The organism is Glutamicibacter sp. AGC84 (assembly GCF_053543575.1).
The window spans coordinates 414,310-438,396 of the sequence record NZ_JBLVOC010000015.1 but is presented as its reverse complement, the minus strand read 5'-3'; the positions used below and the strand labels follow the sequence as shown (position 1 = coordinate 438,396).

At 61.5% G+C, this 24,087-nt stretch carries 26 protein-coding genes; 8 read left to right on the top strand and 18 right to left on the bottom strand.

Translation table 11 applies throughout. The annotated features are described in order from the left end of the window. Window positions 1-9: 9 nt before the first annotated feature. The 3 genes from ACNPN0_RS10820 to ACNPN0_RS10810 are packed head-to-tail and all read right to left on the bottom strand — an operon-like array spanning window position 10 to window position 3,548. Window positions 10-978, bottom strand: a complete 969-nt coding sequence (locus ACNPN0_RS10820) for an ABC transporter permease (protein ID WP_105661957.1) — start codon at window positions 976-978, stop codon at window positions 10-12. Further along, on the bottom strand, window positions 978-2,492 hold the full coding sequence (locus tag ACNPN0_RS10815; RefSeq protein WP_105661958.1) for a sugar ABC transporter ATP-binding protein: 1,515 nt from the start codon (window positions 2,490-2,492) through the stop codon (window positions 978-980). The genes ACNPN0_RS10820 and ACNPN0_RS10815 overlap by 1 nt, the downstream gene beginning before the upstream one ends. A 21-nt stretch (window positions 2,493-2,513) precedes the next feature. Then, entirely contained in the window at window positions 2,514-3,548 is a 1,035-nt protein-coding gene (locus tag ACNPN0_RS10810; protein WP_105656329.1) for a LacI family DNA-binding transcriptional regulator, read from the bottom strand. A gap of 239 nt (window positions 3,549-3,787) precedes the next feature. On the opposite strand from ACNPN0_RS10810, the gene ACNPN0_RS10805 reads away from it, so the two are divergent. Beyond that, complete coding sequence (locus ACNPN0_RS10805) at window positions 3,788-4,465, top strand: metal-dependent transcriptional regulator (RefSeq protein ID WP_105662148.1); 678 nt, start codon at window positions 3,788-3,790, stop codon at window positions 4,463-4,465. Between the two features lie 291 nt (window positions 4,466-4,756). After that, window positions 4,757-5,629 (top strand): HNH endonuclease family protein, encoded by an 873-nt coding sequence (locus tag ACNPN0_RS10800; protein WP_400341195.1) that lies wholly within the window; start codon window positions 4,757-4,759, stop codon window positions 5,627-5,629. A gap of 289 nt (window positions 5,630-5,918) precedes the next feature. On the opposite strand, the gene ACNPN0_RS10795 is transcribed toward ACNPN0_RS10800, so the two are convergent. The 6 genes from ACNPN0_RS10795 to ACNPN0_RS10770 all read right to left on the bottom strand — a co-directional run bounded on the left by ACNPN0_RS10795 (window position 5,919) and on the right by ACNPN0_RS10770 (window position 12,417). Further along, window positions 5,919-6,794 carry a metal ABC transporter permease gene (locus ACNPN0_RS10795; protein ID WP_105661959.1) on the bottom strand — a complete coding sequence of 292 codons (876 nt, stop codon included), beginning with the start codon at window positions 6,792-6,794 and terminating at the stop codon, window positions 5,919-5,921. Continuing rightward, window positions 6,791-7,546, bottom strand: a complete 756-nt coding sequence (locus tag ACNPN0_RS10790) for a metal ABC transporter ATP-binding protein (protein ID WP_105656326.1) — start codon at window positions 7,544-7,546, stop codon at window positions 6,791-6,793. Before ACNPN0_RS10790 ends, ACNPN0_RS10795 begins: the two co-directional genes overlap by 4 nt. After that, window positions 7,543-8,499 (bottom strand): metal ABC transporter solute-binding protein, Zn/Mn family, encoded by a 957-nt coding sequence (locus tag ACNPN0_RS10785; RefSeq protein WP_434689106.1) that lies wholly within the window; start codon window positions 8,497-8,499, stop codon window positions 7,543-7,545. The genes ACNPN0_RS10790 and ACNPN0_RS10785 overlap by 4 nt, the downstream gene beginning before the upstream one ends. Window positions 8,500-8,612: 113 nt before the next feature. Continuing rightward, the gene (gene hutG, locus ACNPN0_RS10780; RefSeq protein WP_434689108.1) at window positions 8,613-9,578 is read right to left on the bottom strand and encodes a formimidoylglutamase; all 966 of its coding nucleotides are present in this window, start codon (window positions 9,576-9,578) and stop codon (window positions 8,613-8,615) included. 78 nt (window positions 9,579-9,656) lie between these two features. After that, window positions 9,657-11,618, bottom strand: coding sequence for an SH3 domain-containing protein (locus tag ACNPN0_RS10775; RefSeq protein WP_434689110.1), 1,962 nt, complete (start codon window positions 11,616-11,618; stop codon window positions 9,657-9,659). 145 nt (window positions 11,619-11,763) lie between these two features. After that, window positions 11,764-12,417, bottom strand: a complete 654-nt coding sequence (locus ACNPN0_RS10770; RefSeq protein ID WP_434689112.1) for a peptidyl-tRNA hydrolase — start codon at window positions 12,415-12,417, stop codon at window positions 11,764-11,766. A 128-nt stretch (window positions 12,418-12,545) separates the two neighbouring features. Here ACNPN0_RS10770 and ACNPN0_RS10765 point away from each other — a divergent pair, with 128 nt between their 5' ends. Further along, window positions 12,546-12,794: a hypothetical protein gene (locus ACNPN0_RS10765; RefSeq protein WP_434689114.1), complete on the top strand. Its 249-nt coding sequence runs from the start codon at window positions 12,546-12,548 to the stop codon at window positions 12,792-12,794. A 182-nt stretch (window positions 12,795-12,976) separates the two neighbouring features. Here ACNPN0_RS10765 and ACNPN0_RS10760 read toward each other — a convergent pair whose 3' ends face one another. Beyond that, window positions 12,977-13,786 (bottom strand): hypothetical protein, encoded by an 810-nt coding sequence (locus tag ACNPN0_RS10760; RefSeq protein WP_448938901.1) that lies wholly within the window; start codon window positions 13,784-13,786, stop codon window positions 12,977-12,979. 503 nt (window positions 13,787-14,289) lie between these two features. Here ACNPN0_RS10760 and ACNPN0_RS10755 point away from each other — a divergent pair. Continuing rightward, window positions 14,290-15,081, top strand: coding sequence for a TipAS antibiotic-recognition domain-containing protein (locus ACNPN0_RS10755; RefSeq protein ID WP_434689118.1), 792 nt, complete (start codon window positions 14,290-14,292; stop codon window positions 15,079-15,081). Window positions 15,082-15,128: 47 nt separating this feature from the next. Here the strand turns inward: ACNPN0_RS10755 and ACNPN0_RS10750 are convergent, their stop codons facing one another. Further along, entirely contained in the window at window positions 15,129-15,335 is a 207-nt protein-coding gene (locus ACNPN0_RS10750; protein WP_105656318.1) for a helix-turn-helix domain-containing protein, read from the bottom strand. Between the two features lie 227 nt (window positions 15,336-15,562). Between ACNPN0_RS10750 and ACNPN0_RS10745 the strand changes: the two genes are divergently transcribed. Further along, window positions 15,563-16,045, top strand: a complete 483-nt coding sequence (locus tag ACNPN0_RS10745) for an Lrp/AsnC family transcriptional regulator (protein WP_448937718.1) — start codon at window positions 15,563-15,565, stop codon at window positions 16,043-16,045. A gap of 74 nt (window positions 16,046-16,119) precedes the next feature. Here the strand turns inward: ACNPN0_RS10745 and ACNPN0_RS10740 are convergent, their stop codons facing one another. Beyond that, window positions 16,120-17,265 carry an MFS transporter gene (locus ACNPN0_RS10740; protein WP_434689121.1) on the bottom strand — a complete coding sequence of 382 codons (1,146 nt, stop codon included), beginning with the start codon at window positions 17,263-17,265 and terminating at the stop codon, window positions 16,120-16,122. 62 nt (window positions 17,266-17,327) lie between these two features. After that, a complete protein-coding gene (locus ACNPN0_RS10735) occupies window positions 17,328-17,732 on the bottom strand; it encodes an arsenate-mycothiol transferase ArsC (protein WP_105656315.1) in 405 nt (134 codons plus the stop codon). 167 nt (window positions 17,733-17,899) lie between these two features. On the opposite strand from ACNPN0_RS10735, the gene ACNPN0_RS10730 reads away from it, so the two are divergent. Next, window positions 17,900-18,148: a hypothetical protein gene (locus ACNPN0_RS10730; RefSeq protein WP_434689125.1), complete on the top strand. Its 249-nt coding sequence runs from the start codon at window positions 17,900-17,902 to the stop codon at window positions 18,146-18,148. Window positions 18,149-18,238: 90 nt separating this feature from the next. Here ACNPN0_RS10730 and ACNPN0_RS10725 read toward each other — a convergent pair whose 3' ends face one another. From ACNPN0_RS10725 to ACNPN0_RS10715, 3 genes are all read right to left on the bottom strand, one after another. Further along, window positions 18,239-19,762, bottom strand: coding sequence for an APC family permease (locus tag ACNPN0_RS10725; protein WP_448937719.1), 1,524 nt, complete (start codon window positions 19,760-19,762; stop codon window positions 18,239-18,241). A 151-nt stretch (window positions 19,763-19,913) separates the two neighbouring features. After that, window positions 19,914-20,786: a universal stress protein gene (locus tag ACNPN0_RS10720; RefSeq protein ID WP_448937720.1), complete on the bottom strand. Its 873-nt coding sequence runs from the start codon at window positions 20,784-20,786 to the stop codon at window positions 19,914-19,916. 3 nt (window positions 20,787-20,789) lie between these two features. Continuing rightward, the gene (locus ACNPN0_RS10715; protein WP_388023162.1) at window positions 20,790-22,217 is read right to left on the bottom strand and encodes a flavin monoamine oxidase family protein; all 1,428 of its coding nucleotides are present in this window, start codon (window positions 22,215-22,217) and stop codon (window positions 20,790-20,792) included. 106 nt (window positions 22,218-22,323) lie between these two features. Between ACNPN0_RS10715 and ACNPN0_RS10710 the strand changes: the two genes are divergently transcribed. Further along, the gene (locus ACNPN0_RS10710; protein ID WP_105656310.1) at window positions 22,324-22,971 is read left to right on the top strand and encodes a TetR/AcrR family transcriptional regulator; all 648 of its coding nucleotides are present in this window, start codon (window positions 22,324-22,326) and stop codon (window positions 22,969-22,971) included. Between the two features lie 2 nt (window positions 22,972-22,973). Further along, window positions 22,974-23,195, top strand: coding sequence for a LapA family protein (locus tag ACNPN0_RS10705; RefSeq protein ID WP_332487549.1), 222 nt, complete (start codon window positions 22,974-22,976; stop codon window positions 23,193-23,195). Here ACNPN0_RS10705 and ACNPN0_RS10700 read toward each other — a convergent pair. Both ACNPN0_RS10700 and ACNPN0_RS10695 read right to left on the bottom strand, forming a co-directional pair. Continuing rightward, window positions 23,192-23,380 (bottom strand): hypothetical protein, encoded by a 189-nt coding sequence (locus ACNPN0_RS10700; protein ID WP_332487547.1) that lies wholly within the window; start codon window positions 23,378-23,380, stop codon window positions 23,192-23,194. The two genes, ACNPN0_RS10705 and ACNPN0_RS10700, sit on opposite strands and share 4 nt — an antisense overlap. Window positions 23,381-23,543: 163 nt before the next feature. Next, window positions 23,544-23,915: a hypothetical protein gene (locus ACNPN0_RS10695; RefSeq protein ID WP_105656308.1), complete on the bottom strand. Its 372-nt coding sequence runs from the start codon at window positions 23,913-23,915 to the stop codon at window positions 23,544-23,546. Window positions 23,916-24,087 lie beyond the last annotated feature (172 nt).

Here is a 24,087-nt window from a genome sequence, read left to right as displayed (position 1 = left end):
AGGGAAAATCTAGTGCTTGACGTTCTTGCGGCGCAGCACGTCGAAGCCCACGGCGATCGCAATCACGGCGCCGATGACTACCTGCTGCCAGAAGGCGGAAACCGAAAGCAGGTTCAGCCCGTTGCGGATCACGGCCAGCACCAGGGCGCCGATCAGGGTGCCGGAGATGCGTCCCACGCCGCCGGAGAGCGATGCGCCGCCGATGACCACGGCCGCGATGGCATCCAGCTCGTAGCCCGAAGCCAGGGTCGGCTGGGCAGAATCCAGGCGCCCGGCCAGGATCATGCCGGACAGGGCCGCGAAGACGCCGGAGATGACGAAGACGGTGACCAGCACGCGCTTGACCGGGATGCCCGACAGGCGCGCGGCTTCGGTGTTGCCGCCCACGGCGAAGGCGTTCTTGCCGATGACGGTGCGGTTGAGCACGAAGGCGGCAAGCAGGCCGGAGACGACCAGGATCAGAATCGGCACCGGGATCGGGCCCAGGTCATCGCCCAGCCAGGACACCGAGGAGCTGGTGGAGATCGGCCGGCCATCGGAGATCACCAGGGTCAGCCCGCGCACCACGGTGAGCATCGCCAGCGAGGCGATGAAGGTGGGCAGCTTGCCGTAGGCGCTCATCGCACCAGTCACCCAGCCGCACAGTGCACCGACGGCCAGGCCGATCGGGATGGACAGGCCATCGGGCAGGCCGGCGGTGGTGATGGCATAGGAGGAGCCCATGGCCGAGAGCGCCGCGACCGAGCCGACCGAGAGGTCGATGCCGGCGGCGACGATCACGAAGGTCATGCCGAAGGCCATCACCGCGATGGTGGAGACCTGGATGCCGATGTTCATCAGGTTCGGTCCGGTCAGGAAGCGCGGGGTGGCGATGAACAGGGCCAGGCAAAGAATGACCAGGCCAACCAGGGCTCCGTTGTTGGCAAGGAATGCCTTGAAATCAAAGCCCTTCTTCGGGGCAGTAGCTACGCTGCTCATTACTTGGTTCCCATTTCTTCTTCGCGGTGCACATTGCTGACGGCCAGGGACATGATGGCGTCCTGGGTGGCTTCTTCGGTGGCCAGTTCCCCGGCGATGCGTCCCTGGCTCATGACCAGGACGCGGTCGGACATGCCCAGCACTTCGGGCAGTTCGCTGGAGGCCATCAACACGCAGCCTCCGGAGGCGGTGATCTCATTGATCAGTTCGTAGATTTCGACCTTCGCTCCCACGTCCACGCCGCGGGTCGGCTCGTCGAGCAGCAGCACCTTGGCCCCGGCGGTGAACCAGCGGCCGAACACGGCCTTCTGCTGGTTTCCGCCCGAGAGCGAGCGGATGGGCGCATCGATGCTGCCCATGCGGATGCGCAGGCGTTCGGCGACCTGCTGCGCGCGGGCCTTCTGGCCCTTGCGGTCCACCAGTCCGTTCTTGGCGGTGGCGGCCATGGTGGCGTAGCCGATGTTCTCGGCCACCGAGGCATCCAGCACCAGGCCCTGGGTCTTGCGGTCCTCGGGAACGTGCCCGATCCCAGCGCGGGTGGCTGCCGCGACGTCGAAGCTGGCCAGCTTCTTGCCGTTGACCGCCACGACGCCGCTGGCGTACTTGTCGGCTCCGGCGATGGCGCGGATCAGCTCGGTGCGCCCGGCACCCATCAGGCCGGCCAGGGCAACCACTTCGCCGGGGCGGACTTCCAGCGAGATGTCCTTGAGCATGCCCTCGCACAGGTTCTGCACGCTCAGCAGCGGCTTCTGGCCTGGCTCGGTGGCTACGCGCGGGAACTGGGCGTCGATGTCGCGGCCGACCATGAGCCGGACCAGCTCGTTCTCCTCGGTGTCCGCCGGCACGGTGGCAATGAATTTGCCATCGCGCAGCACGTTCACGAAGTCGCCGATTTCGGCAATCTCATCGAGGTGGTGGCTGATGAACACCATGCCCACCCCTTGTTGCTTCAAGGTGGCGACCACCGAGAACAGGTGCGCGATTTCGGCCTTGGTCAATGCCGCGGTGGGCTCATCGAGGATCAGCACGCGGGCGTCCAGGCTCAGCGCCTTGGCGATCTCCACGAGTTGCTGCTGGGCCAGGCCCAGCTGGCCCACCGGCGTATCGACATCCAGCGCCAGTCCGAGCTTGTCCATCGCTTCGCGGGCGATCTGGCGCATGGCGCGGCGGTTGATGATGCCGAATTTGCGCGGCACGCGGCCCAGGGTGATGTTCTCGGCGATGGTCATCGACGGGACCAGGTTCAGTTCCTGGTGGATAGTGGCGATGCCCAATGCCTCGGAGGCCTTGGTGTTGGGAATCTTCACGGCCTTGCCGTCCACCAGGATCCGGCCGGCGTCCGGCTCGTGCACGCCGGCGATCATCTTGATCAGCGTCGACTTGCCTGCGCCGTTCTCGCCGAGCAGCACCGAGACCTTGCCGGCATGCACCTCGACGGTGACCTCGTCGATCACCTGTACCGGGCCGAAGGACTTGCAGACCTTGTCCAGGACCAGCAGAGCGTCATTACTCATTTTCGTTCCTTCCATCCTCGCCTATGCGCCGGTGGCGGGTTGCGTTGGGGCCAGCGACTCACGCGCGGTGAATCGGCTGATGAATTCTTGGGGCTCGGGGCTCTTGCCCGCCATGACGTCCTGGAGCGCGGTGACCGCGGCGCGGCCCATGCTGGTCAGGTCGTGGCTGATCGTGGCGATCGGCGGATCGTGCATGAGCATTGCATCCACCTCGTCGAAGGTGATCACCGAGAGCTGCTTCCCGATCCGGATGCCGGCTTCGCGCCACACGGTCAGTGCGCCGATGGCCATCGGCGCATCGGCGATGACCACCGCGGTCGGCTGCAGTTCATGGCCCAGCAGCCAGCGGGCGCCTTCGGCACCCGAGGCGGCGCGGAAGTCGCCGGCAAAGTGCAGGGCAGGATCGGTATCCAGGCCGTTGGCGGCCATCGCCGAGTCGAAGGCGCTGTGGCGTTCGCGGGCGGTGGATGCGTGGTCCGGGCCGCCCAAGAAAGCGATTTTGGCGTGGCCCAGGGCCTTCAGCCGCGCGATGGCTTCTTCCAGGGCGCCGGTGCTGGAGGCGGTGATGGATGGGATGCGAAGCTCGGGCAGGGTGCGGTCGACGAAAACCAGCGGAGTGCCCGAGGCAATGATGCGCTGCATCATCTGGCTTGGCCGGTCGGCGTCTTCATCAAGGCCCTGGGGAACGAGAATCAATCCGTCAACGCGACGCGAAAGCATCGCGGCGAGGAACTGGTCCTGCTGTTCGGTGTCCTCGTTGGCATTGCCGATGAAGGTCATCATTCCCGCGGCGTGGGCCTGCTGCTCGACGGCATGCGCGAGATCGGAGAAGTAGGGGTTGCGCACATCGGATATCAGCAGCGCGATGGTGTCGGTTTTGGTGGAGCGCAGGGAGCGGGCCTGGGCATTGGGCACGAAACCCAAATCCTTGGCGACAGCTTCCACTTTTTCGCGGGAAGCGGCCGAAGTGGCGGGGTGGCCGGATAGAACGCGCGAGGCAGTCGCGGAAGATACTCCGGCTGCAAGTGCCACATCCTTGATGGTGACAGCGTTCATGTCGATAAGCCCCTTTGCTTACGTGTAATCGATTCCATGGAATCGATTACACAGTTTTCCGCACAAAGAAATTTAAGTCAATACGCTGCCCCTGGGCCTCGGATAATCCTTATCCATGGAGCAGAATTTTTAGGCTCGTGACTAGCCGCTTTCAGTTGTCAGCGGTCTCCAGCCCGAATTGCCCAATAATCAAAGTCACCTCGCGACCAGCTGGCCCGATGGTCGCTAAGATGGTGCTTGTGTCGGTCAACCAGCTTTCAGATAGCGCCCAGAACTATCTCAAGATCATCTTCGGTCTCAACGAGTGGTCGAGCGATCCGGTAACCGCCAGCATCATCGCCAGCAAATCAGGCATGAAGCTCTCCACGGTTTCCGGCGCCCTGGGCAAATTGCGCCAGCAGGGCCTGCTCGACCATGCGCCCTATGGCGCCGTAACGCTGACCGAACTGGGACGCGAGTATGCGGTGACCATGGTGCGCCGCCATCGCCTGATCGAAACTTTCCTGGTGCAGATGCTGGGCTACCGCTGGGACCAAGTGCATGACGAGGCCGAGAGCCTGGAGCATGCGGTATCCGATTTCATGATCGAGCGCATCGACAGCTTGCTGGAGCACCCCACCCGCGACCCGCATGGCGACCCCATCCCGACGGCCGAAGGCCGCATTTCCATCCCGCAGGCGTTCAACCTGAGCGAAGCCAGCGATGACGCCCAGGTGGTTGTCGAACGCATCGCCGATGACGATTCGCAGCTGCTGCAGTATTTCTCCGATCATCGGATCGTTGTCGGCGCGCAACTGCGCATTACCGCTGGCGAGCAATTCTCCGAGACAGTGAATGTCCAGGTCTGCTCAACTGGCGAAACCCTGCGCTTGGGTTCGCGTGCAGCCGCGGCCGCATGGGTCTCCCTTCTCCCCTGAATAGCCTTTCCAGGTCCTGGTCAACGGCAAGCGGAAGGCCCGTGGCATCGACGCGTCCCTGCACCCAGGGTGCTGATTGTCCGGCCAATAGTCTAAAGTGATGATCAACCAGGGATACTGCAATGTACAAGTTTTACATGGGGGTACATTGCAGCATTCTTGGCGAACTCCTGCGCTCACACTCTCTTGAAAGACATCACCTTGCCAAGAAAACTCATTGCTGCGCTCTGCGCTGCAGTTTTGGTGCTCGCTGGATGCAGCGCACCGGCAGAACCTTCGGCACTTACCGGGATGGATCCCGCACCGGTTGAAGACCTGCTGGCAACAGATCGGCCATTGCTGGTTGAACGGGCTGCCACCAGCAGCAAGAAGGTCCTTCCCGGGGCGAAGCTCAAGGGCCCCAAGGCCACCGCAATGCTCAAGACCCTGCCGGTAAAGGGCAAGGCGGCCGCCACTGGGTACAACCGGAACAAGAAGTTCGGCAATGGGTGGAAGGACTTCGACAAGGACAAATGCGATGAACGCCAAGACACCTTGTCCCGGGACATGTCCAAGGTGAAGTTCAAGGACCGCAAGAAGTGCACCCTAGCTTCGGGCACGTTGCATGACAGCTACACCGGCAAGAGGATCAACTGGAAGGTCAAGTCAGGCAGCGTCGACATTGACCACGTGGTTTCCCTGAAGAACGCGTGGATCTCCGGCGGCCAGAAGCTTTCCCAGGCCCAGCGCCAGGCTCTGGCTAACGACCCGCTGAATTTGATGGCCGCTGATGCCTCTGCCAATCGCCAAAAGGGCGATAAGAACACAGCTGAATGGCTCCCCAAGAACAAGTCCTTCCGATGCCAGTACGTAGCCACCCAGATCAGCGTCAAGAAGAAGTACGCGCTGTCGGTCACCAAAGCCGAAAAGCAGGCCATGGCCAAAGTGCTCAAGAGCTGCCGCAACCAGAAGACCGCGAAAGTCACCACGATCAAGCCTGCCGGTTCCAAGCCCAAGGCATCACCGAAGAAGGACGTGCACAAGGCTCCTTCCGTGGTCAAGGGCACCGTGCATCCGGGCGCTTACTGCAAGCAGGCAGACAAGGGAAAGCGCGGCAAGTCCAAGGCCGGCAAGCTCTACACCTGCAAGACCGACGCCAAGGGCAAACTGCGCTGGCGCGCCTAATGCCGCTTGCAGGTCCCGATCGAGCCAACTGATTCAGCTGCCCATCCGGGCGCAGCGCAGGGCAGCGCCCTTCCAGTTAGCAGGGTGGTCGGGTGGAGGTTCAAGCCATGCGCCGGATCGCCCGGATCCGGATCCAGCCATGAATCGAGAGGACCTGCCGCAGCGTTGCCGGCCATGGGAAGTACGCTGATTCGCTGATGCGTGCATCCATTGCCCATCAGCTGTCGCCGGCGAGCGCACGTCTCACACGCCATTTTCCTTTCAGCTGCGGGAAACTTGCCACCGCCTTCTACGTGTTCGCCGCAAGCGCCTTGCGCCGCCCCTTGCTGGCCAGCCGGGTGGCAATGAGTCCTTGCTTCGGACTGAACAGATAGGCAATTCCAAAAATCGCCGCCTGGGCCAGAACCACCATTCCGCCGGTTGATGCATCGAGGTAATAGCTCATGTAGACACCCAGGATTCCTGCACAGGCTGCGAGGATCGGTGCGATCAGGAGCATCTTCCCGAATCGATCGGTCAACAGGTAGGCCGTGGCGCCGGGGATGATCAGCATGGCAACTACCAGGATGACGCCCACCGCCTGCAAAGCCACAACAGAGGTCATGGCCAATAGCCCCAGGAGCACCGCGCCGATGATCCGCGGGCTCATCCCCAAGGCATGTGCGTGCGTTTGGTCAAAGGCATAGAGGGTGAAGTCCTTGCGCTTGAGAATCAGGATGGCGAAGGTGATCGCGCCAAGCACCAGGACCTGCCACAGGTCATTGGCCGAGACGCCCAGCAAATTGCCGAAGATGATGTGGTTTAGATCCACATGGCTCGGCGTGACCGAGACCAGCACCAGCCCGATGGAGAAGAGCGTGGTGAAGACGATGCCAATGGCAGCATCTTCCTTGAGCTTGGTGGTGTCGCGGACTCCCCCGATCAGGGCCACCGCGAGGAATCCGAAGACCAGGGCACCCAGGGCAAAGGGAGCACCCACGATGTAGGCCAGCACGACTCCGGGCAAGACCGCATGCGAGACTGCATCGCCCATCAGCGACCAGCCAATGAGGACCAGCCAGCAGGACAGGACCGCGCACAGTACGGCGGCGATGATCGTAACCAGCAGGGCGCGCACCATGAAGGTGTAGCCCAGCGGCTCAGCTAGCAATTCAATGAGGTTCATTCCCCGCCTCGCTTCATGGGATCCAGCCCGAAGGCCAGGGCCAGGTTTTCTGCCTGCAGCACGAGATCCGGATGGCCATGCATCAGCACCTTGCGCATCAGGAGCACCGCTTCATCGGCAAGTTCCGGAAGCGCGTGCAGGTCGTGGGTGGAAATCAGCACGCTGCCGCCTTCATCAGCAACTTCGCGCAACAGCTTGGTGATCGTTGCTTCGCTGCGTTTATCCACGCCTGCGAAAGGCTCATCGAGCAGCATGATATTGGCGCCCTGGGCAATGCATCGGGCGACGAAGGCACGCTTTTTCTGGCCTCCGGAGAGCTGGCCGATTTGCCGGTTGGCAAAACTGGCCAGCTCCACCCGTTCGAGGGCTTCATCCACGGCGGCGTGGTCCCTCTTCCTGGCTCTCCTGGTCCATCCCATTTGCCCGTAGCGCCCGGTCATCACCACTTCACGCACCGAGATCGGGAAGTTCCAATCCACGGCTTCGCTTTGCGGCACGTAGGCAAGCTGCCCGCTTTTCCGAGCTTGCAGCGGGTCGGTGCCGTTGATGCGCACGCTGCCGGTGTCGGGCTTGATCTGCCCCATGATGGTTTTGAACAGCGTGGATTTGCCCGAGCCGTTCATCCCGACCAGGCCGCAGACCCGACCGCGGCCCAACTGCAAGGAGGCATGGTCCAGGGCCAGCACGGGGCCGTAGTGGACGGTCGCGGCCGAGACATCAATTGCGAGGGCATCGCTGGGCTTCGCGTTCATGGTGTTCCGCCTTTCAAGGCACGGGCGATGGTTCTGGTGTCATGCGAGATCAGGTCCAGGTAGCTGGGTACCGGACCGCCAGGCTCGGAGAGCGAGTCCACATAGAGCGTTCCGCCATAGGAGGCATCGGTGGATTCGACGACTCGTTGCATGGCCGCATCGGAGACCGTGGATTCGCAGAAGACCGCAGGAACATCGTTTTCCCTGACATAGTCAATCGCCGCGGCGACCTTGCGCGGCGTAGCCTGTGATTCCGCGTTGACGGCCCAGAGATACTTTTCGGCCATTGCGGTATCCCGGGCCAGATAGCTGAAGGCCCCTTCGCAGGTCACCAGTACCCGCTGGCGTTCGGGGATCTCTGCCAGTGCCGCTTCGAGCTCGTCGTGGACCTTTTGCAGTTCGGCTTGGTAGGCCTTGGCGTTGTCCCGGTAGTCGCGCGCATTGGCCGGATCCAGCTCGGTAAATGCATCTGCCATGCGGTCCACGTAGATTTTCACGTTCAATGGGCTCATCCACGCATGCGGATTGGGCTTTCCCGCACCTTCTTCCTGGGCGATATCGATGGCCTCGATCCCCTGGCTGACGGTGGCATGCGGAGCGTCATTGCCTTCGACGAATTGCTGGAACCAGGCTTCGAGGTTCAGCCCGTTATCGAGAATCAGGTCCGCATGCGATGCCCGGCGCAGATCATCAGGGGTAGGTTCGTAGCCGTGGATCTCCGCACCCAGACGGGTAATGGATTCAACGCGCAGGTGATCGCCTGCGACATTCTGGGCGATGTCCTGCAGGACCGTGAAGGTTGTCAGCACCACCGGCCGGTGGTCTTGGCTCTCGGCGGGCACGGCACTTTGGCTACCGCCGCATCCAGCGAGCGCGATCAGGCATGCCAGGCCAGCGGCCAGCCAGCCTGCGCGTTGCCCCGCGCGTGATCGGGGCTTGAGGGTTCGCACCATTGCACACCATTCCAAATCTCGCCATGACGATTAGTTCGTCCCCCTCAATCATAATGTTTGAGGGGTCGAACATTGCAAACTCGCGTCGGCAGATTTCGGTGCGCCCTACTGCATCAGACCCGCAGCAGGGTATTGACCAGCCTGGCTGCGGTGCGGGCCGTTCTTCCGTCAATATCCAATGATGGATTCAATTCGACAACATCGACCAGCGCCAGCTTGTCACTGCGCGCCAGCATCGCGCAGACCCCGTGAATTACTTCCAGCGGCACCCCGAATCCGGCAGGGGCGCTGACCCCGGGGGCCACCGAGGCAGGAAGCACATCCAAGTCAATGGTCAGGTACAGCTTGTCTATGCTCTCCATGAAGTCGGCAACGAACGCCAGGACGGAAGGCAGCTGCCCGGCAGTGCACTGCTCGTCAAGCAGGTAGCGCACTTCCAGGGCGCGGGCCTGTTCGAAGAGGACCCGGGTATTGTTCGGTTTGCTGATTCCCACCACGGCATAGTTGAAATCTTGTCCCGCCGCCTGCAGGTCCTTGGCAATATCCAGGAAAGGGGTGCCGCTGCTCCGCCGCGGAGCACTGCGCAGATCGAAATGCGCATCCAGGTTCAAAATGCCCAGCCGGGTTCCAGGCTCTTGGCTGCAATGCCGGAAAAGGCCGTTGAACGAACCGTAAGCCGTTTCGTGGCCGCCGCCGAGCACTATTGGAAGCATCCCTTCTCCGAGCAAAGCGCTCACCGACTGCGCCAGCCGTTCCTGCCCTGATTCAAGCTCATCGCCAGATACTGCGACATCACCAGCATCAATCAGGTGCCGTGGCTCGTGGATAGCCAGGGAACCCAAGGCGGCACGCAGTGCCTGCGGTCCTTGCGCTGCCCCGGCCCGGCCCTCGTTGCGCAGCACGCCGGCATCCGAAGCGAAACCGAGCAGCGCTGCCGGTCCCCGCCCGCTGGACTGGTCGGCAGCCTTGCGGTTGATTTGCTGATGCCATCTCAGGTGCTGCTCGCCGGCACCGTCATTGCGCCCGCTCCACGTAGCCGCTGCCCGGTCAACAGCCAATTCCGGCTTAAAATTCTCCATGGTTCCAGCTGACCAGAGACACCGCGAGTACGCCATGCCCCCTGCGCATCTTCGTCTGAAACACCAGACAGCAGCAGATTAGCGGGTTCGCAGCGCACCGTAGTCCAGCGGACCTCCCGTGGCCGAATTGCCGTAGACCTCCACATGGATGTGATCCATATGCATCGTGGTGTCATTCCAATTGCCGGTGAACTGGTTTCCGTACTTTCCTGATCCGGAATACGGCGTCCAGCCTGTCGTTGGAAGCCAAATTCGGTCTTGCCAGATCAGGTAATAGATACCCAGCTGGCTGCGGTTATCCAGCAGGAACTGGGCCAGCTTCTGGCCCTGGGCAACCCGCTGCCTGTTCTTGTAGTCGCGAATCATCAGGTCCACGGCCTTCCCGGAGCTGTGCCCGGCAGAGCCGCTTCGAACGGTATGAATGGCGCTGATGGTATCGCCGGTCTTCCCCTGCAACGCAGCGATGACGCGCTGCGCATCGGGTTGCAACGTTCCCGGCTCATTTTTGGAAAGGTAGTTTTCCTTGACCCAGCCGGTGGCCTGGGGAGCGGCGACTTGCGCCCATCCTGAATCGCTGCGCAGGTAGGTGACTTTCTGCCCCGCTGGCAGCACGGCTTTGCTCTGGTGGCTGATTCCCGCGCCGGCGCGGAGGTTCACGTTGGTTGTGGTCCAGCGGTATTCGGCTTTCGGGGCCGGAGCCGGTCGCGGTGCCTGCGGTTTGCTAGTAGCAAGATAGCCATTGCTGATCCATCCGGTGCCCTGCGTTGAGGCAACTCGCGTCCAGCCATTGGCTGTTCCCAGGACGCTGACCTGTTGGCCCTTGGAGATGACCGCCAGTGATTTGTGGCCGGTGGAGTACCCGGAGCGCAGGTGCACATTAGCCGTCGTCCAGCGCTTGGCCTGCTTCAGCGGCGTGTAGGCCTTGGCCACCAGTACGCTTGATGGAACCCATCCCATCGTCTTGGAGGTCTTCACTCGCGCCCAGCCAGTCGACGTGCCGTGCAGGGTGAGCTTGGACCCCGCTGGCACAGTCCCCAGGGACTTGGCAGAGCCCGAAGCGCCGACGCGCAGGGCGGTATTAGCCAGGATCCAGCGAGCCGATGGGTTGGCGGGCTTGTAGGCGGTGCTGGACAGGCTAGCGCTAGGCACCCAGCCGGTGCCGCGCTGGGACTTGATCTGGGACCAGGAACCTCGGGTTGCGTACAAGCCGACTTTTTCACCCGGCGCAAGGCTTCCAAGAGATGGAGATGAGCTGCGATTGGACTGGCGCAGGACGCTGCTGCTGATCAGCCAACGGTTCCCGATCGTTTTCCGGGTTGCTGCCGGTTGCGACGACAACTGCTTGGCCGGCAGCCAGCCGCGTTTTCCGGCAGAAATGGCATAGGTCCACGAGCCTGACGTGCGCAGCCACTCGACTTTGGCTCCTGCTGGAACACCCGCGACGCGTGCCGCTTTGGCAGAGGCGGACTTGCGCAGCACTTGCGCGGTTTTCGCATACCGGTACACCGGCGCCGGCATTGCGGTAGACAGCTGGCTGGTGGGCACGAAACCGGTGATCTTGCCAATCCTGATCCGGCTCCAGGAACCGGTTGCGCCCAGGTGCCGGACTTCGGTTTTGCGCATGGCCCCGGTCAAGGCCGCGGATGCCGCCGATGCCTTCTTGCGCACCGGCTGGAAGGACATCAGATAGCGCACGGCTGAGGTCTTGGGCTTTGCCGGCGCCGGCGCTTTTGGCGTTGCCAGGTACTTGGCCGAGACCCAGCCGGTCTTCTTCATGTAAGTCGCTTGCACCCAGCCCGATGAACCCTTGGACGCGAGGAGTTTGGCACCTTTGGGAATGACTAGCAGCGACGCGGATCGGGCCGATGGCGACTTGCGCAAGTTCAGGTTGGTGGTGGTCTGCTTGGCAATTGCCGGAGGAGCGGCAACGAGATGCGCAAGGCCGGCTGGAGCCTGCGTCGAGGCGCTGGCACCAGATGCGGTCCCGAAGGACAGCATCAGGACCAGCAGCAGGCCCAGTACACGTTTAGAGAATTTCAATGTCAGTGCTTTCGAGCAAGGGCATATTGCCGTTTCCTGCGGCCCACGGAAGTGCACAGCGATCCGCTGTGGTGACAATTGCTGTTACCGCCAAGGAAATCATGACACACGCATGGCGGTTTCACCGCGCTTGGATTCTAAGGTTCTAGCGTGCCTCGGAAATGACGAAAGCGGTGACAGATCCGGGTTCGATTTCAGTTCGCCCGGCATCCTGGATGACAGGTCCAGCGGCCTGCCGCGACAAGCGGTCGAACTCCCTGCGCGGCAGGTGCCTGATGCCCACCGGAGCATGGGCGTGGAGCCACGCTTCGACCTCTTCCGCTGGGGATTCTGTCAGCCAGGCGAACAGCGCGTGCGCTGCCTGCGCCGCGGCCTTGCCTGTGGACATGTCCAAGGATTTGTTCAGCACGATGCTGATCTGCGCATCCAGGACTTCCTCCGCTTTTGGAAGCTGCGTGCCGGAGACCTGCAACTTGGCAATCAGCTTCGGCAAGTCCGTGGCCGGCAATGGAGGCAAGCCAACGGCTCGGGCCTTGCCCACTTCACTGACCATTTGCTCAGGGAACATCTCCAGCACCTTGGCGAACATCTTGGGATTAGCCCGGCGTACCGATTTGGCGTAGGCCTGTGAAGCCCACTGCTGCCAATCCGGGTTCTGCGGATCTTGCAGATAGGCAATCACGGCTGCTCGTGCCACCGCTGACAGTCCCTCGTCCTCGCTCGACGGATCCTCCTTGTCGATTCGCAGGATGATGGGCTGGACCAGTTCTCCGGGGTCGCGATCGCGCAGTTCAGTCATGGTCTTATTCTATGGCGAGTGGTGGCCCTGAAATACTCGGAGCGGACTAGCAGTGACCCTATTTGCGAAGCCGATTGCTCCCCGCCTGCAGCTGTGCTTCCTCGGCAGGCACAGCGCGGCATTGCGCCATGTCCCAATGCTTGGCTTACGTTGGCCGGTGGGCCCCGAGCACTGGTGCTTCGGGGAACGGCAACGGCAAGCTGACCAGCAAGCTGATTCCAATCGCCTCCGCGAACACCACCGTTTTGCCAGTGGGCCTGCAGTTCATCGAGCCCACGGTACGTACCGGAGGGCTGGGCACCGTGCTGCTCGATGAGGCTGTCAGCAAATCGTGGTGGACCCTGCTGTTCCGGGCAATGATCCAGCGGAGATCCTGACGGCGCACACTCTTGCCAACCACGAGGAGCTGGGCGCGCCTGGTCGCCGTTGTTCTAAAAATCCATTACGGATGGCCCGCAAGCCTTTGATGCTGTCTTGGCATCAATGAACTTCCAGGGTGCAGTTCGCGTCGTTGCTGATATTTGGCCAGCACCGGCTAACTAGCGGCTTGGACTCTTGCCTAGCGCCGCCGCACCTTGCGAACAATCAGCAAGATGACACTGGTAAGCATGGCCGTCGCCAAGCTGACCAGCAGCGGAGTCTGCCACGGAATTTCCAGGACACTTGCGGTGAATTGTTCCCAGAAGGAGCCGACGGTCTTCCAGCCAGTGGTCTTCGATCCAATAACCCTGGCCGTGCTTTCCACGACTGCCGGCATCATCCATTGGATAGCCAATGCGAAAACCCACATCAGCAGGTTCATGATCCTCGAGAACCCGACGAATCCCAAGATGAGGCCGAGGATCAGCGGCCCGGAATACCAAAGGTAAACGTAGTACGACTGGGCGCCCGCAACGAGCGATGCGATGATCTGCAGCCAATAGCTCACGCCCACAGTGAGCGTTGCATAGAAGAGCACCGCTATGGGCAGCCGCAATTTAGTGGCCAGGAAATACCAGGCTTGGCTGACCAGCAGCAGGCCACCAAAAACCCAGAGATGGCGAATCGAAGCTGCGGAGAGTTCCCCCTTCAAAAGCCCCGGTTCGAATGCGTGGAGTCCTTGGAACCCCAGGCCCAAGAGTCCCAGGACCATGCCCACGGCAGTCACGATGGCAAAGCCGGTGCGGCTATATCCAACGCGTCGGGCAAACCAACTGCCCCAGAGGGTGATCACGGAGAAAACCACCAGTAGCCCTTGGGCGTCGTCGCTGGCATGCGGGAGAATTGAGCGGTCTTCCTGACCGATCCATAACCACGGCAACACCACGATCGCAGTGATCAGCAATCCGGCGACCAATTGCATCCACCAGTTTTGCCAGACGCGCCTCATTGAACCCACTCTTACTCCTCGGTGTCCCTACGCGCTCATTGTTCCAGAGCCAGAGCGAAGCATCGCGAATGCCGGCAGGCGTTTCCCCCAACTCGCTCGGAGCTTATGATCCGAACGTCAGTGATTTTGGCAGAAATGCCAGATGGCCCGTGGGCATTCCACCCAACTGGAATGCCCGCGAGCCATCTGGACTATGTCTTCTACCTTGCCTCGGCGTGGGTGGCCAGGGCTCCTTGATCCCGTAAATGCAGATGGTTTACGTCATCAGGCGGTCCTCGTTGATTTCGGCGGTAGCCTGTTCAACTTCATCTACCAACAGTGAACTACACATAGATCACACTGTGCAACAGGCATGCTAACAAGTAGTCAATATGATCAATCAGGCAAGGAATACCTCGTTATTATTCGCCATTTTGCCGTGAGATCTGAATCACAAATTTTGATCAGGGAATGCGGCTGGGACTATTGACCTTGACGTTGCGTCAACCATTAGCGTGGTAGCCATGAAGGATTCAACTAGCCACGAGCCGGCAGTTCACCACTCGATTGCGCACGTCTCAAAATCCGCTGGCATCAGCAGCCGTACCTTGCGGCACTACGACCAGATCGGCTTGCTGAAACCTGACTACGTGTCCGCCAACGGATACCGGTTCTACACCGACGGGCAGCTGGTCCGGCTCCAGCAGGTTCTCCTGCTCAAGCAGCTGGGCATCAAGCTGGAGACCATCGCTGAAATCCTGGACGAGCAACGAGATGAACTGGCCGCGCTGAGCACACATAAGGAACAGCTCCATAGGCAGCGTGCGGCGCTGGACCGGCAGATCGCTGCCTTGGAACACAGCATTTCAACACTAACGACGGGAGGAAACATGGAACCGGAAAAGAGCTTTGACGGCTTCAACGAGCAGTACAAGCAAGAGGTTGCCGAACGCTGGGGCGCCGACGCGTATGAAACATCGAATCGCTGGTGGCGTTCCAAAACCAGGGACCAGCAAAACGCATTCATGGAAGAGGTGAAGATGCTCAATCAGGATTGGATCATGGCGGGCAAGAATTCCGTCCCAGCAGACAGCTTCGAGGCCCAGGAATTAGCGGCTCGACATGTGCGCTGGCTCCAGAGCGCCAAGGGCACCCCGCTGGATTCCGGCGATCCGGCACAGCACAAGGCATATATCTGCAATCTCGGCGAGATGTATGTCGCTGATCCGCGGTTTGCAAAGAACTACGGCGGATACGCGGAGCTGGTTCGCGACGCATTGCGGATCTTTGCAGAACGAGCTATCGAGCTGGACTAGGCTGTGGCTGTTCCCGATGGGCTCGGGAACAGCCAAGGTCAGCGCATTCAGCTCTGGGATTCGTTCGCGATATCGTCGCGGGCCTGCGCATAGCGTTCTTGGATATAGTTCTCCAGTGCAACGCGTTCCACGCGCCACATGCCCCGCCCGCCAATTTGGATGGCCGGCAGCTCGCCGCTTTTCACCAAAGCGCGGACCTGGGGCAGCTTCACATTCAGTTCCTCTGCCACGTCTTCCAACCGCAAAAACCTCATATCAACAGGTTACTGTGATTAGCGCCCATTTGATCTCAGCCTGGTTATTTTGTGGATAAAAGATGGCTTTTCGCCCGAGCATTCGCCCTGTTGACCCCAGTAGCCGACTTGCACGCAATAATATCGGCCAATCCGCGCAACACATTTGGGATTCACTGGTCATATTGACTAAAATCTAGGTTGGTACTTATGCACGCGCAACACAACCTGTCTCAGGAGACCACCACATGAATTCGGATACGTATCAGCTCGATGAAACCGACCGGCGTATCCTTCTGGCACTCGATGCGGATCCGCGTGTGCCGATCATGATGCTGGCGCAGCAGCTGGGCCTGGCCCGCGGCACCGTGCAGACCCGTTTGGAACGTTTGGCCCATTCAGGTGCGCTGCGCCCGAACACCGCGCGAATCCTTCCTGCGTCCATGGGCCGTGGCGTCAGCGCGTTCGTTAGCGCTGAATTGAACCAGGCCAGCTTGAATGACGCCATCGCCGCACTGCGCCAGATTCCCGAGGTTCTGGAATGCGTCGCGCCGGCGGGAGACACGGACTTGTTGATTCGCGTGGCCGCAACTGAACCGGATGACCTGTACCGGGTCAGTGAAGAGATCCGCCTCTGCCCGGGCATAACCCGCACTTCCACCTCGATGATCCTGCGCGATGTCATCCCATTCCGCACCACCGAGCTGCTCAAGAAGCTGAGCCAGGACTAGCTCCAAGCACGTTGGAGTCCAATGCGTAAACGCCGTTGCCGGCACCGCAAGGTGGCCGACAACGGCGTTTGGCATTATGGCCTGTTTGGAACTTCTTCGAGAATGGCAGCGGGCAGATACTTGGTCGAGCGGTACACCTGCATCATGGACAGCAGGCAGAGCACGGCAAGCAGGCCAATGAATAGAGCAGGATGAGCGACCGTGCGCCACAGTGCAAAGAATGTCGGGAAACTGAAACCGATGAAACAGCACATGTAGAACCGGCCGGTCAATTTGCCGACATCGGCGCCGCCGGCAAGATCCAGTACCTGGCTTAGCCCGGCAACCAGCAAAATGCCATTGGCCGAACCGGCTATGGCGAATGCGATAATTCCCAAGAATTCTGAACCGCTCAGCGACACTGCGATCATCATGAGCAGTGCAGCCAGCGAGGTAGCCAGTCCGGCCATGAGCAGCCTGATCTTGCCCAAGTCATTGAATCTCTTGACGAACGGCTGGATCAATGTGCCCATGCCCATGGTGACCGCCACTGCCAAGGTGGTGTAGAACAGGCTGGATTCACCGGCTCCGTTGCTCAGCGCCGGAACCACGGCAAACCCTGTTGCCGCCATGCCAAAGACCCATGGGGCTGCGGGCAAGACGATGCGATAGAACCGCTGGAGGTTTGCCGGAGTCGTCACGTCGGCCTCCAGGTGATGCCCTGCCCGATCAGTGACTCGGTCTTCTCGGGCGAAGAACATCAGCAGCAACCAGGAAAGCGCCGCGGCGGCATGGACGATGTATGCCAGTTCCGGGCTGCCGCTGGTCCCGACAATTGCCCCTGAAATGACCGGTCCCAGCGCGAAGCCCAAGGACGTGCACAGCGCGGCACGAGTCGCGCCGGCAGCTCCCGGGCTAAGCAGCTTCACCCAGCTGGTGATGGCAACCATGGCCAGGCCCATGCCCAAGCCGGTCAGGATGCGTCCCGCATAGAGACCGGACTCGTGAACCGATCCGAAGATGAGCCCGAGAGATCCCAGAATGGAGCAGGCCAGGGCAAGCAGCGAAAATGGCTTGCGCCCGAACTTGTCCGCCAGCGGTCCGCCGAAAGCCAACGCCGGGATCATGCCCGCCAGGTAGCTGCCCATGACCAGCATGGCCTCGAACTCACTGAGCTCGCGGAATTGCTGGTACCAATTGATCAGCGATACGTATTGGTTGGCACACCAACCAGTGAGCACAAGGCATACGCCCGGAAGCCACCACGGAGTTGCCTTTCGTGTGGTGATGCGAACAGTAATTTCTACCGCTCCAGCTCGTGGAACAGTTCACGGACGCGATCAGCAATTTCATCGCGGATCATGTTCATTCGTTCGGCACCGGTGATGCCGTCTTCACTGGGTTCGTAGGTGACCCAGCGTTCGGTCTTGATGGACGGATCGAATTGCGGATTCGCATCGGAGCCAAGGATTACCACGCGGTCAACTTGCTCGACGACGCGAGGGTCGATGGCCTTGGGCGTGCCCTGCGACATGTCCGCGCCGGCCTGCGAGAGCGATTCAACCGCTTCGTGGTTGATGCCTGAACCTGGGTTGGTTCCAGCCGAGTAGCTGGTAACTTTCCCTTCAGAAATGTAGTCCATCAATGCGGCCGCCATTTGCGATTTGCCTGCATTGCGGGAGCAGATGAAAAGTACCGAGTTAGCCATGAACCTATTGAACCATTTGCGCGCCGGTTAGGGGCCTTTGGACGAGAAGGTTGCGAAGCAGGCAAAGACCTGCCTTTGGCGAAAGCAAACAGCACTCCCGCTATAGCTAAAAGTGGCGGATTTGGCTACGGTTGGAAATACTCAGCCCAAGGCAATAGGAGAAAACGATGCTTGCTCTACATAAGAAGATGATTGTATCCGGCGTCGTCATCGTATTGGCAGGCGTTCTCATCAGCAGCATCTTGCCAGTCCTGGCGATGTGGAGCTTCGAATCCGGTTTTGGAAGCAGCCCTTTGGGCAGCGCGCCGCTGGCTTTCCTTAATTCATTGATCCAAAGCGCGCTCATCCCCTTCGGCGCCGTGCTGGCCGCCATCGGCGTGGCCAAGCACATGACCCGGACCGAGGCCGCCGACTAGCGGCAAGATAGCTCCTGCGGCGCTGCACCGAACCCGAAGGACCACCCGCGATGCGTTCGCGAGTGGTCCTTCTGGTTCATTGCCCCGGTTCTACTTCAGCAGCTTGTAAGTCTTGATGGTTTCTCCCTTGAAGAACGCCGGGCGGCGTACCCGCATCCACAGCATGATGCCAACGCCTAGCAGCAGCACGCCGACCCCGAGGATGAACACCATGCCCACTCCCCCGATATTGGAGCCCGAACCGTAGTCCGGATTCATGGATTCGATGGCGGTGGCAAAGAACATCACCAGCAAGACGACGCCACCTGCCAATGGCGCCAAGAACTTGCAGAAGAAGTTCCTGGCATTGGAGAACAGTTCCCCGCGGAAGTACCAGACGCAGGCCAAGGCCGTCAGCCCGTAGTAGAAGCAGATCATCAGGCCCAGCGCCGTGATCGTGTCCCACAATGCGTTCTCCGAGAGCAGCCTGGTGACCACGTAGAACACGGCAGCGGCAGCAGCGGAGGCGAAAGTCGCCACCGACGGGGACATGAAGCGCGCGGAGATCTTCGCGAAGCTGGAGGGCAGCGCCTTGTAGTAGCCCATGGCCAGCAAGGTGCGTGCCGGCGAAACCATGGTGGATTGCAGCGAGGCCGCGGAGGAGGACAAGATGGCCAAGGACATCAGCATCGCCAGCGGGCCCATGACCGGACCGGAAAGCACCGCGAAAATTGATTCCTGGTTCTCCGGGTTGCCTGCGCCCAGGCCCGTGGTGCCCACCCCGGCCCAGTAGATCACCCCGAGGGATACGGCCAGGTACAACGCGATGATCACCAGCACCGTCCAGGTGGCGCCGCGTCCGGGGACCTTCTTCGGATCGGTGGTTTCCTCGTTCATGGTCAGGGTGACATCCCAGCCCCAGAAAACGAAGATGGACAGCGAGATGCCCGCGGCGAAGGCCGAGAAGGTATCGATGCCGGCCGGATTGAACATCTGCCAGGTGATGGGTGTCGGATCATTGGGCTGGCTGGAGGTCAGGGCCATGACCGCGAAGAGCAGCAGCACCGCCACCTGGAACCCGACCAGCACGTACTGGAAGACCTTCGTGGCGTTCATGCCCCGGTAGGAGATCCAGGCGGCCACCGCAATGAACACCAGCGTGGTGGGGATGTTGACCCACAGGTTGCCGGTCAGCTCCGCAATCCACGGCTGGCCGGTGAGCTGGGCAATCAGGATATAGAAGAAGTCCACGGCCACTGCCGCCAGGTTGGAGAGCACAATCACCGTCGCGGCGATCAGGCCCCAGCCTCCCATCCAGCCGATCATCGGGCCGAAGGCACGCGTCGCCCAGGTGAAGGAGGTGCCCGAATCGGGCATGGCGCTGTTCAGCTCGCGGTAGCCCAAGGCCACCAGCAGCATCGGCAGGAATCCGGCCAGCAGGATCGCAGGCAGGCTGGTGCCGACTTCGGCCACCGTGGCGCCGAGGCCTGCGGTGAGGGTGTAGGCCGGGGCGATGCAGGAGATGCCGATAACGACAAGCCCCAGAACGCCAACGGTGCCCTTGGACAGTCCTTTTTCGTGCAGTCCGCTCTCGGAGCGTGCAGGCGGCGATGCCTGCCTCAGGTCGTGCGACATGGTGGTTACCTTAAACAATTAGCGAGGTGTGAGTGCGTCGGCCAGAAGTACCGAGCCACCTTCCGTCAGGGGTCAGATGGGCACCGTCCGCGTGCTTCGCGACGGCAAGTGCCCGGGGAACAAGGATCGTGCAGGAATGATGCGCTGCCTTCTAGCTGGCAGCCTCGGGGGTCGGGACGACGCCCATCGGGACGTTGAGCTGGCCCAGGATCCGCTGGGCCTTGGGGCCGATGAACAATCGGCGCGGGGCGGCCAGCCGGGCCGATCCCAGCAGTGCCAGGTCCCCGTCCTGCCAGGACAGCTGGGCGGCCGCTTCGTCCAGGCCGCGCCCGGAGACCACCTCGACTACCGCCTCCAGGCCCAGGGAACCGGTCAGTTCCTGCAGGTAGCTGCGGGTTTGGGCCAGATGGTCATCCAGCTCCAGCCGGGGGTCGGCCAGATCCATATGGGAGACCAGCGTGGCCACGCGCAGCGGCAGTCCGCAGGCGGCGGCGATCCGCGCCGAGAGGCCGATGACTTCCCGTGCCCCCGGGCGGTCCCCCACGAATGCGGTCAGCCTGGTGATCTTCCCGCCGGCTGCGCGCAACGTGGCCAGGGAGGCCGGCGAGGACATGAACACGGCCATCGGCGAGGAATGCAGCAGCGCATTGGCGATCGCCCCGGGGCTGAAGAATCCGGCTCGGTGGCGCTTGCGGCCGCCCAGCACGATCCCGTGGGCCCCGAATTCCTCGCCCAGGGCGATGAGCCCCTCGGCCACCGAGGGCACGGAACGGGCTACCACCGAGGTGGCGATTCCTTCCGGCACCAGGGCCAGGGCCTGCGCCGCCCAGCGGTCCACCTGGTCGGAAAGGATGGAGGAGAACCCATGGTCCCCGCCGGGGTAGACCGCGTTGAACGGGGTGGCGGCAGGCAGCACGATGGCGATCCGCAAGGACGCGTCGCGGGTACCGGCCACCAGGGCGCTGGCCAGTTCGATGGCTTCGGCACCGCGCTGGTCCGCGGTGTAACCTACGAGCAATTTCATGGTCTAGGCACTGGCCTTTTCCTTGGACGGGGTCAGCGTGGCAACGCCATCGTAGCTCTGGTCGTAGGCGGTGCCATCCAGTGCGGCGATGATGCGCGCGGCCGAGCGGCGGCCCATGCGCACCGCGCCGTCCACGTGCTGGAATCCTTCGCCGGCCAGATCCGAGGAGGAGAAGTAGATCGGTCCGACATTCTCGTTCTGCGACGGGCCGAAGCGGTGCAGCCCGCCCAGGTCGTAGCTGGTGGCGTAGGCGCCGCGGGTCCATTCCTCGGCGGCGAAGTCCGAGAGGTAGAAGACCTTGGGATCCAGTGCCTTCTCGCCCAGGTAGCCGGCCATGGCCTTGAGGATCACCGCGCGGCGCTGTTCCTCGTCCAGTTCCCACATGGCGTCGGCCTTCAGATCCGAGATGAAGCCGACCAGTGTGCCGGTTTCCTCCCCGGCATAGGTGTTGTCGTAGAGCTCCTGGACCAGGCTGCTCGGGCCGAAGCAGGTGCCCGACAGGCCCTCTTCGCGCCAGAACGGGGTGTCGTAGACGGCGTGGACCTTGATGACCAGGCCCATGGACTGGTGCTGGTGGGTGATCTGCTGCTTGCGCGGCAGCGCCGGGACGTAGGAAATGCGCGAGTACAGGTTCGGCGGTACCGCCAGCACGGCCTTCTTCGCCGAGACGGTCACGGTGCTCCCGTGGGCCACCACCCCGCCATCGAACCATTCGAGCTTGAGCACGGGGTTGTCCAGGAAGACGGTCTGCTGGCCCAGCTTCTCGGCCAGCGTCTTGGATACGCCCTGCATGGTGCCCACGATGCGCCGGTCCAGGATGAAGTCCTCGTCCACCAGGTTGTCGAAGGAGCCGGCCGAGGACGCCATGAGCACCGCCTGCAGCGCGGAGAAGGTGTGCGCCGGCTTGGTCAGCATGCCCCCGGCAATGAACAGGCCCACGTTGTTGCAGGCCAGCTCGTCGGCACAGTGCTGGCGCAGGAAGTGGTGGAAGGAGATCTGGTCCAGCTCCTGGGCCTGAGGGTGCTCCCACGGCTTGTCCGGGTCCATTTCGGCGGCCAGCTGGTTCATGAGTTCTACCAGCTTGTCCATTTCGGCCACGGTGCTGGCGGCCACCGGGAAGTCCTCGCCCTCATAGGCGATCCGCTCGCCTTCCCCGGTGAGGTAGACGCTCTTGCCCGCCTTGTAGCGTTCGAAGGTCTCGATGCCAAGTTCATTGATCAGCGAGTAGAGGCCGGTCTGGTCGGGGCTGATCCACTGGCCGCCGATCTCGATGGTCGCGCCGTCCATGACGTCGGTCCAGGTGCGCCCGCCGACGCGGTCGCGGGCTTCGAGCACCGCGACGGACTTGCCGGCCTTGCTCAGCTCATAGGCTGCTGTCAGTCCCGATGGCCCTGCACCGATGACGACGACGTCGCGTTCCAGATGTTGCATGATCGACTCCCTTGCACATTTAAATGAATAAGGTTCATTTACCTGTCATATAGCATAGGGTACGAAGATCCAGTTGTGAAGCACCCCACGTCAGGAAGAGGTCCGCATGAGTGAAACGGAAGCCAGGCGAGCCGGGCGCCCGCGCAAGGCGGTGCTGAATCGGGAGCGCATTACCGAGCACGCGCTGGAACTTGTTTCCGGGGACGGCTACGAGTCCCTGACCATGCAGCGGCTGGCAAAATCCCTGGGCGTCTCTCCATCGGCCCTCTACAACCACGTCGATTCCAAGCACGACCTCCTGCAGTGGATCCAGGAACTGGTCATGGCCGATATAGACACCTCGGTATTCGACCAAGCCGATACCAAGCAGGCTTTGCTTCAATGGGCTACGAGCTACCGGAACGTCTTCGCGCGGCACATTCCCCTGATTCCGGTCATCGCGGTACTGCCCGTCTCCGATTCGCCGCGCACCTTGGGAATGTACGAGCGCGTTGCCGAAGCGCTGGCAGACTTCGGCATGGCAGAGAACGAGATTGTTCCGACGATTGTCGCACTGGAATCATTCATCTTCGGCTCGGCCATGGATACGGCCGCTCCGCATGACATTTTCGACACCAGCAATCACCAGGATCTCACTCCGCATTTCACCCAGGCTGTGGCCGCGCAACGCCGATCAGAGCTTGATACCAGCGACGATTCGTTCCAGCGCGGGTTGTCGGCTCTCGTTGCCGGCTTGCTGGCGAACGGAAGCTGAGCATGGGCTATCCGGAGCAGCGGCCGCCGAAGAAGGGGCTTAGCGCCAAGCAATGGGCAGCTATTGCTCTGGTGATCCTCGCGGTGGTCTTCATGCTGCAGAACCTGGCCTTCGTCCGCGTTGAATTCTTCTTGATCCATTCCACGGCTCCGCTGTGGCTTGTCCTGCTCGTTACCCTGGCCGCGGGGTATGCCATCGGGTGGTTCTCCAGACGGCGAGGCTAGTCGTCGAGGATTGCCCACTCCCCTACCTGCTCGTTATCCGAGTCGTAGACATCTTCCTGGGCGCCGGCAACGATCGGATACATCGTGATGCTCGTCGACCAGTCGCGCAGAATCTTCTGCAGCTCCTCCAATGGCTTGAGCTGCATGTTCTCGGTATCGAAGTTAACTTCCAAAACAAAACGCATGGCCTGCTCCCGTCCTTCCCGTTGCCGCCATCCTATGCCCGCCGGGCAAGAAATACGAGACTTGCCGCAAGCCCGGCCTCGGAGTAAGCATCTGGTCCGGAAACAGGAAAACGGGATCCCGAGTTGCCTCGGAATCCCGTTTTCCTGGAAATGCTTGCGAGAGCTACTGGCTTGCGCCCATGTAGCTCAGCGACTGGAGAGCTTCATTGCCGCCGACCTTGTACAAAGCCAAGACCAGGCCGCCGAAGACGATGCCCATGATGGCAGAAAAGCCGAGCGAGATCTTGACCAGCGAACGAACTTCGCCGCGGCTGACCTCGGCTTCATCGTTGAGGTAGCGAGCCGCGCCCTGGGTGAAGCTGGCTGCCGGGGTCAATGCGGGAACCGGTGCCGTGAGCAGGTTCGAGGCCGTATCGGTGGCTCCACCGCGCAGATGGGCAACAGTGGTGCGGTTCTTCCGATCCTGGCGGAGCTTGACGATGTTGGCGCCGTGGCGTGCCAAGAGGATGTCTTCACCGAGTGGGATCGAGGCCATTGTTGTTGCTCCTAAAGAATTAACGCTGCTGCATTTCCAGTCATATCCATCATTTCCGACCATTTATCTATTGAGAAGTGGTTTGTTCAGAACCCCACATGCCCCTGTGATGCAATCCGCATGATTCAGGGGTTAAATCGGCTTTTCTGGTGACCGGGGACATAGTTTCCCG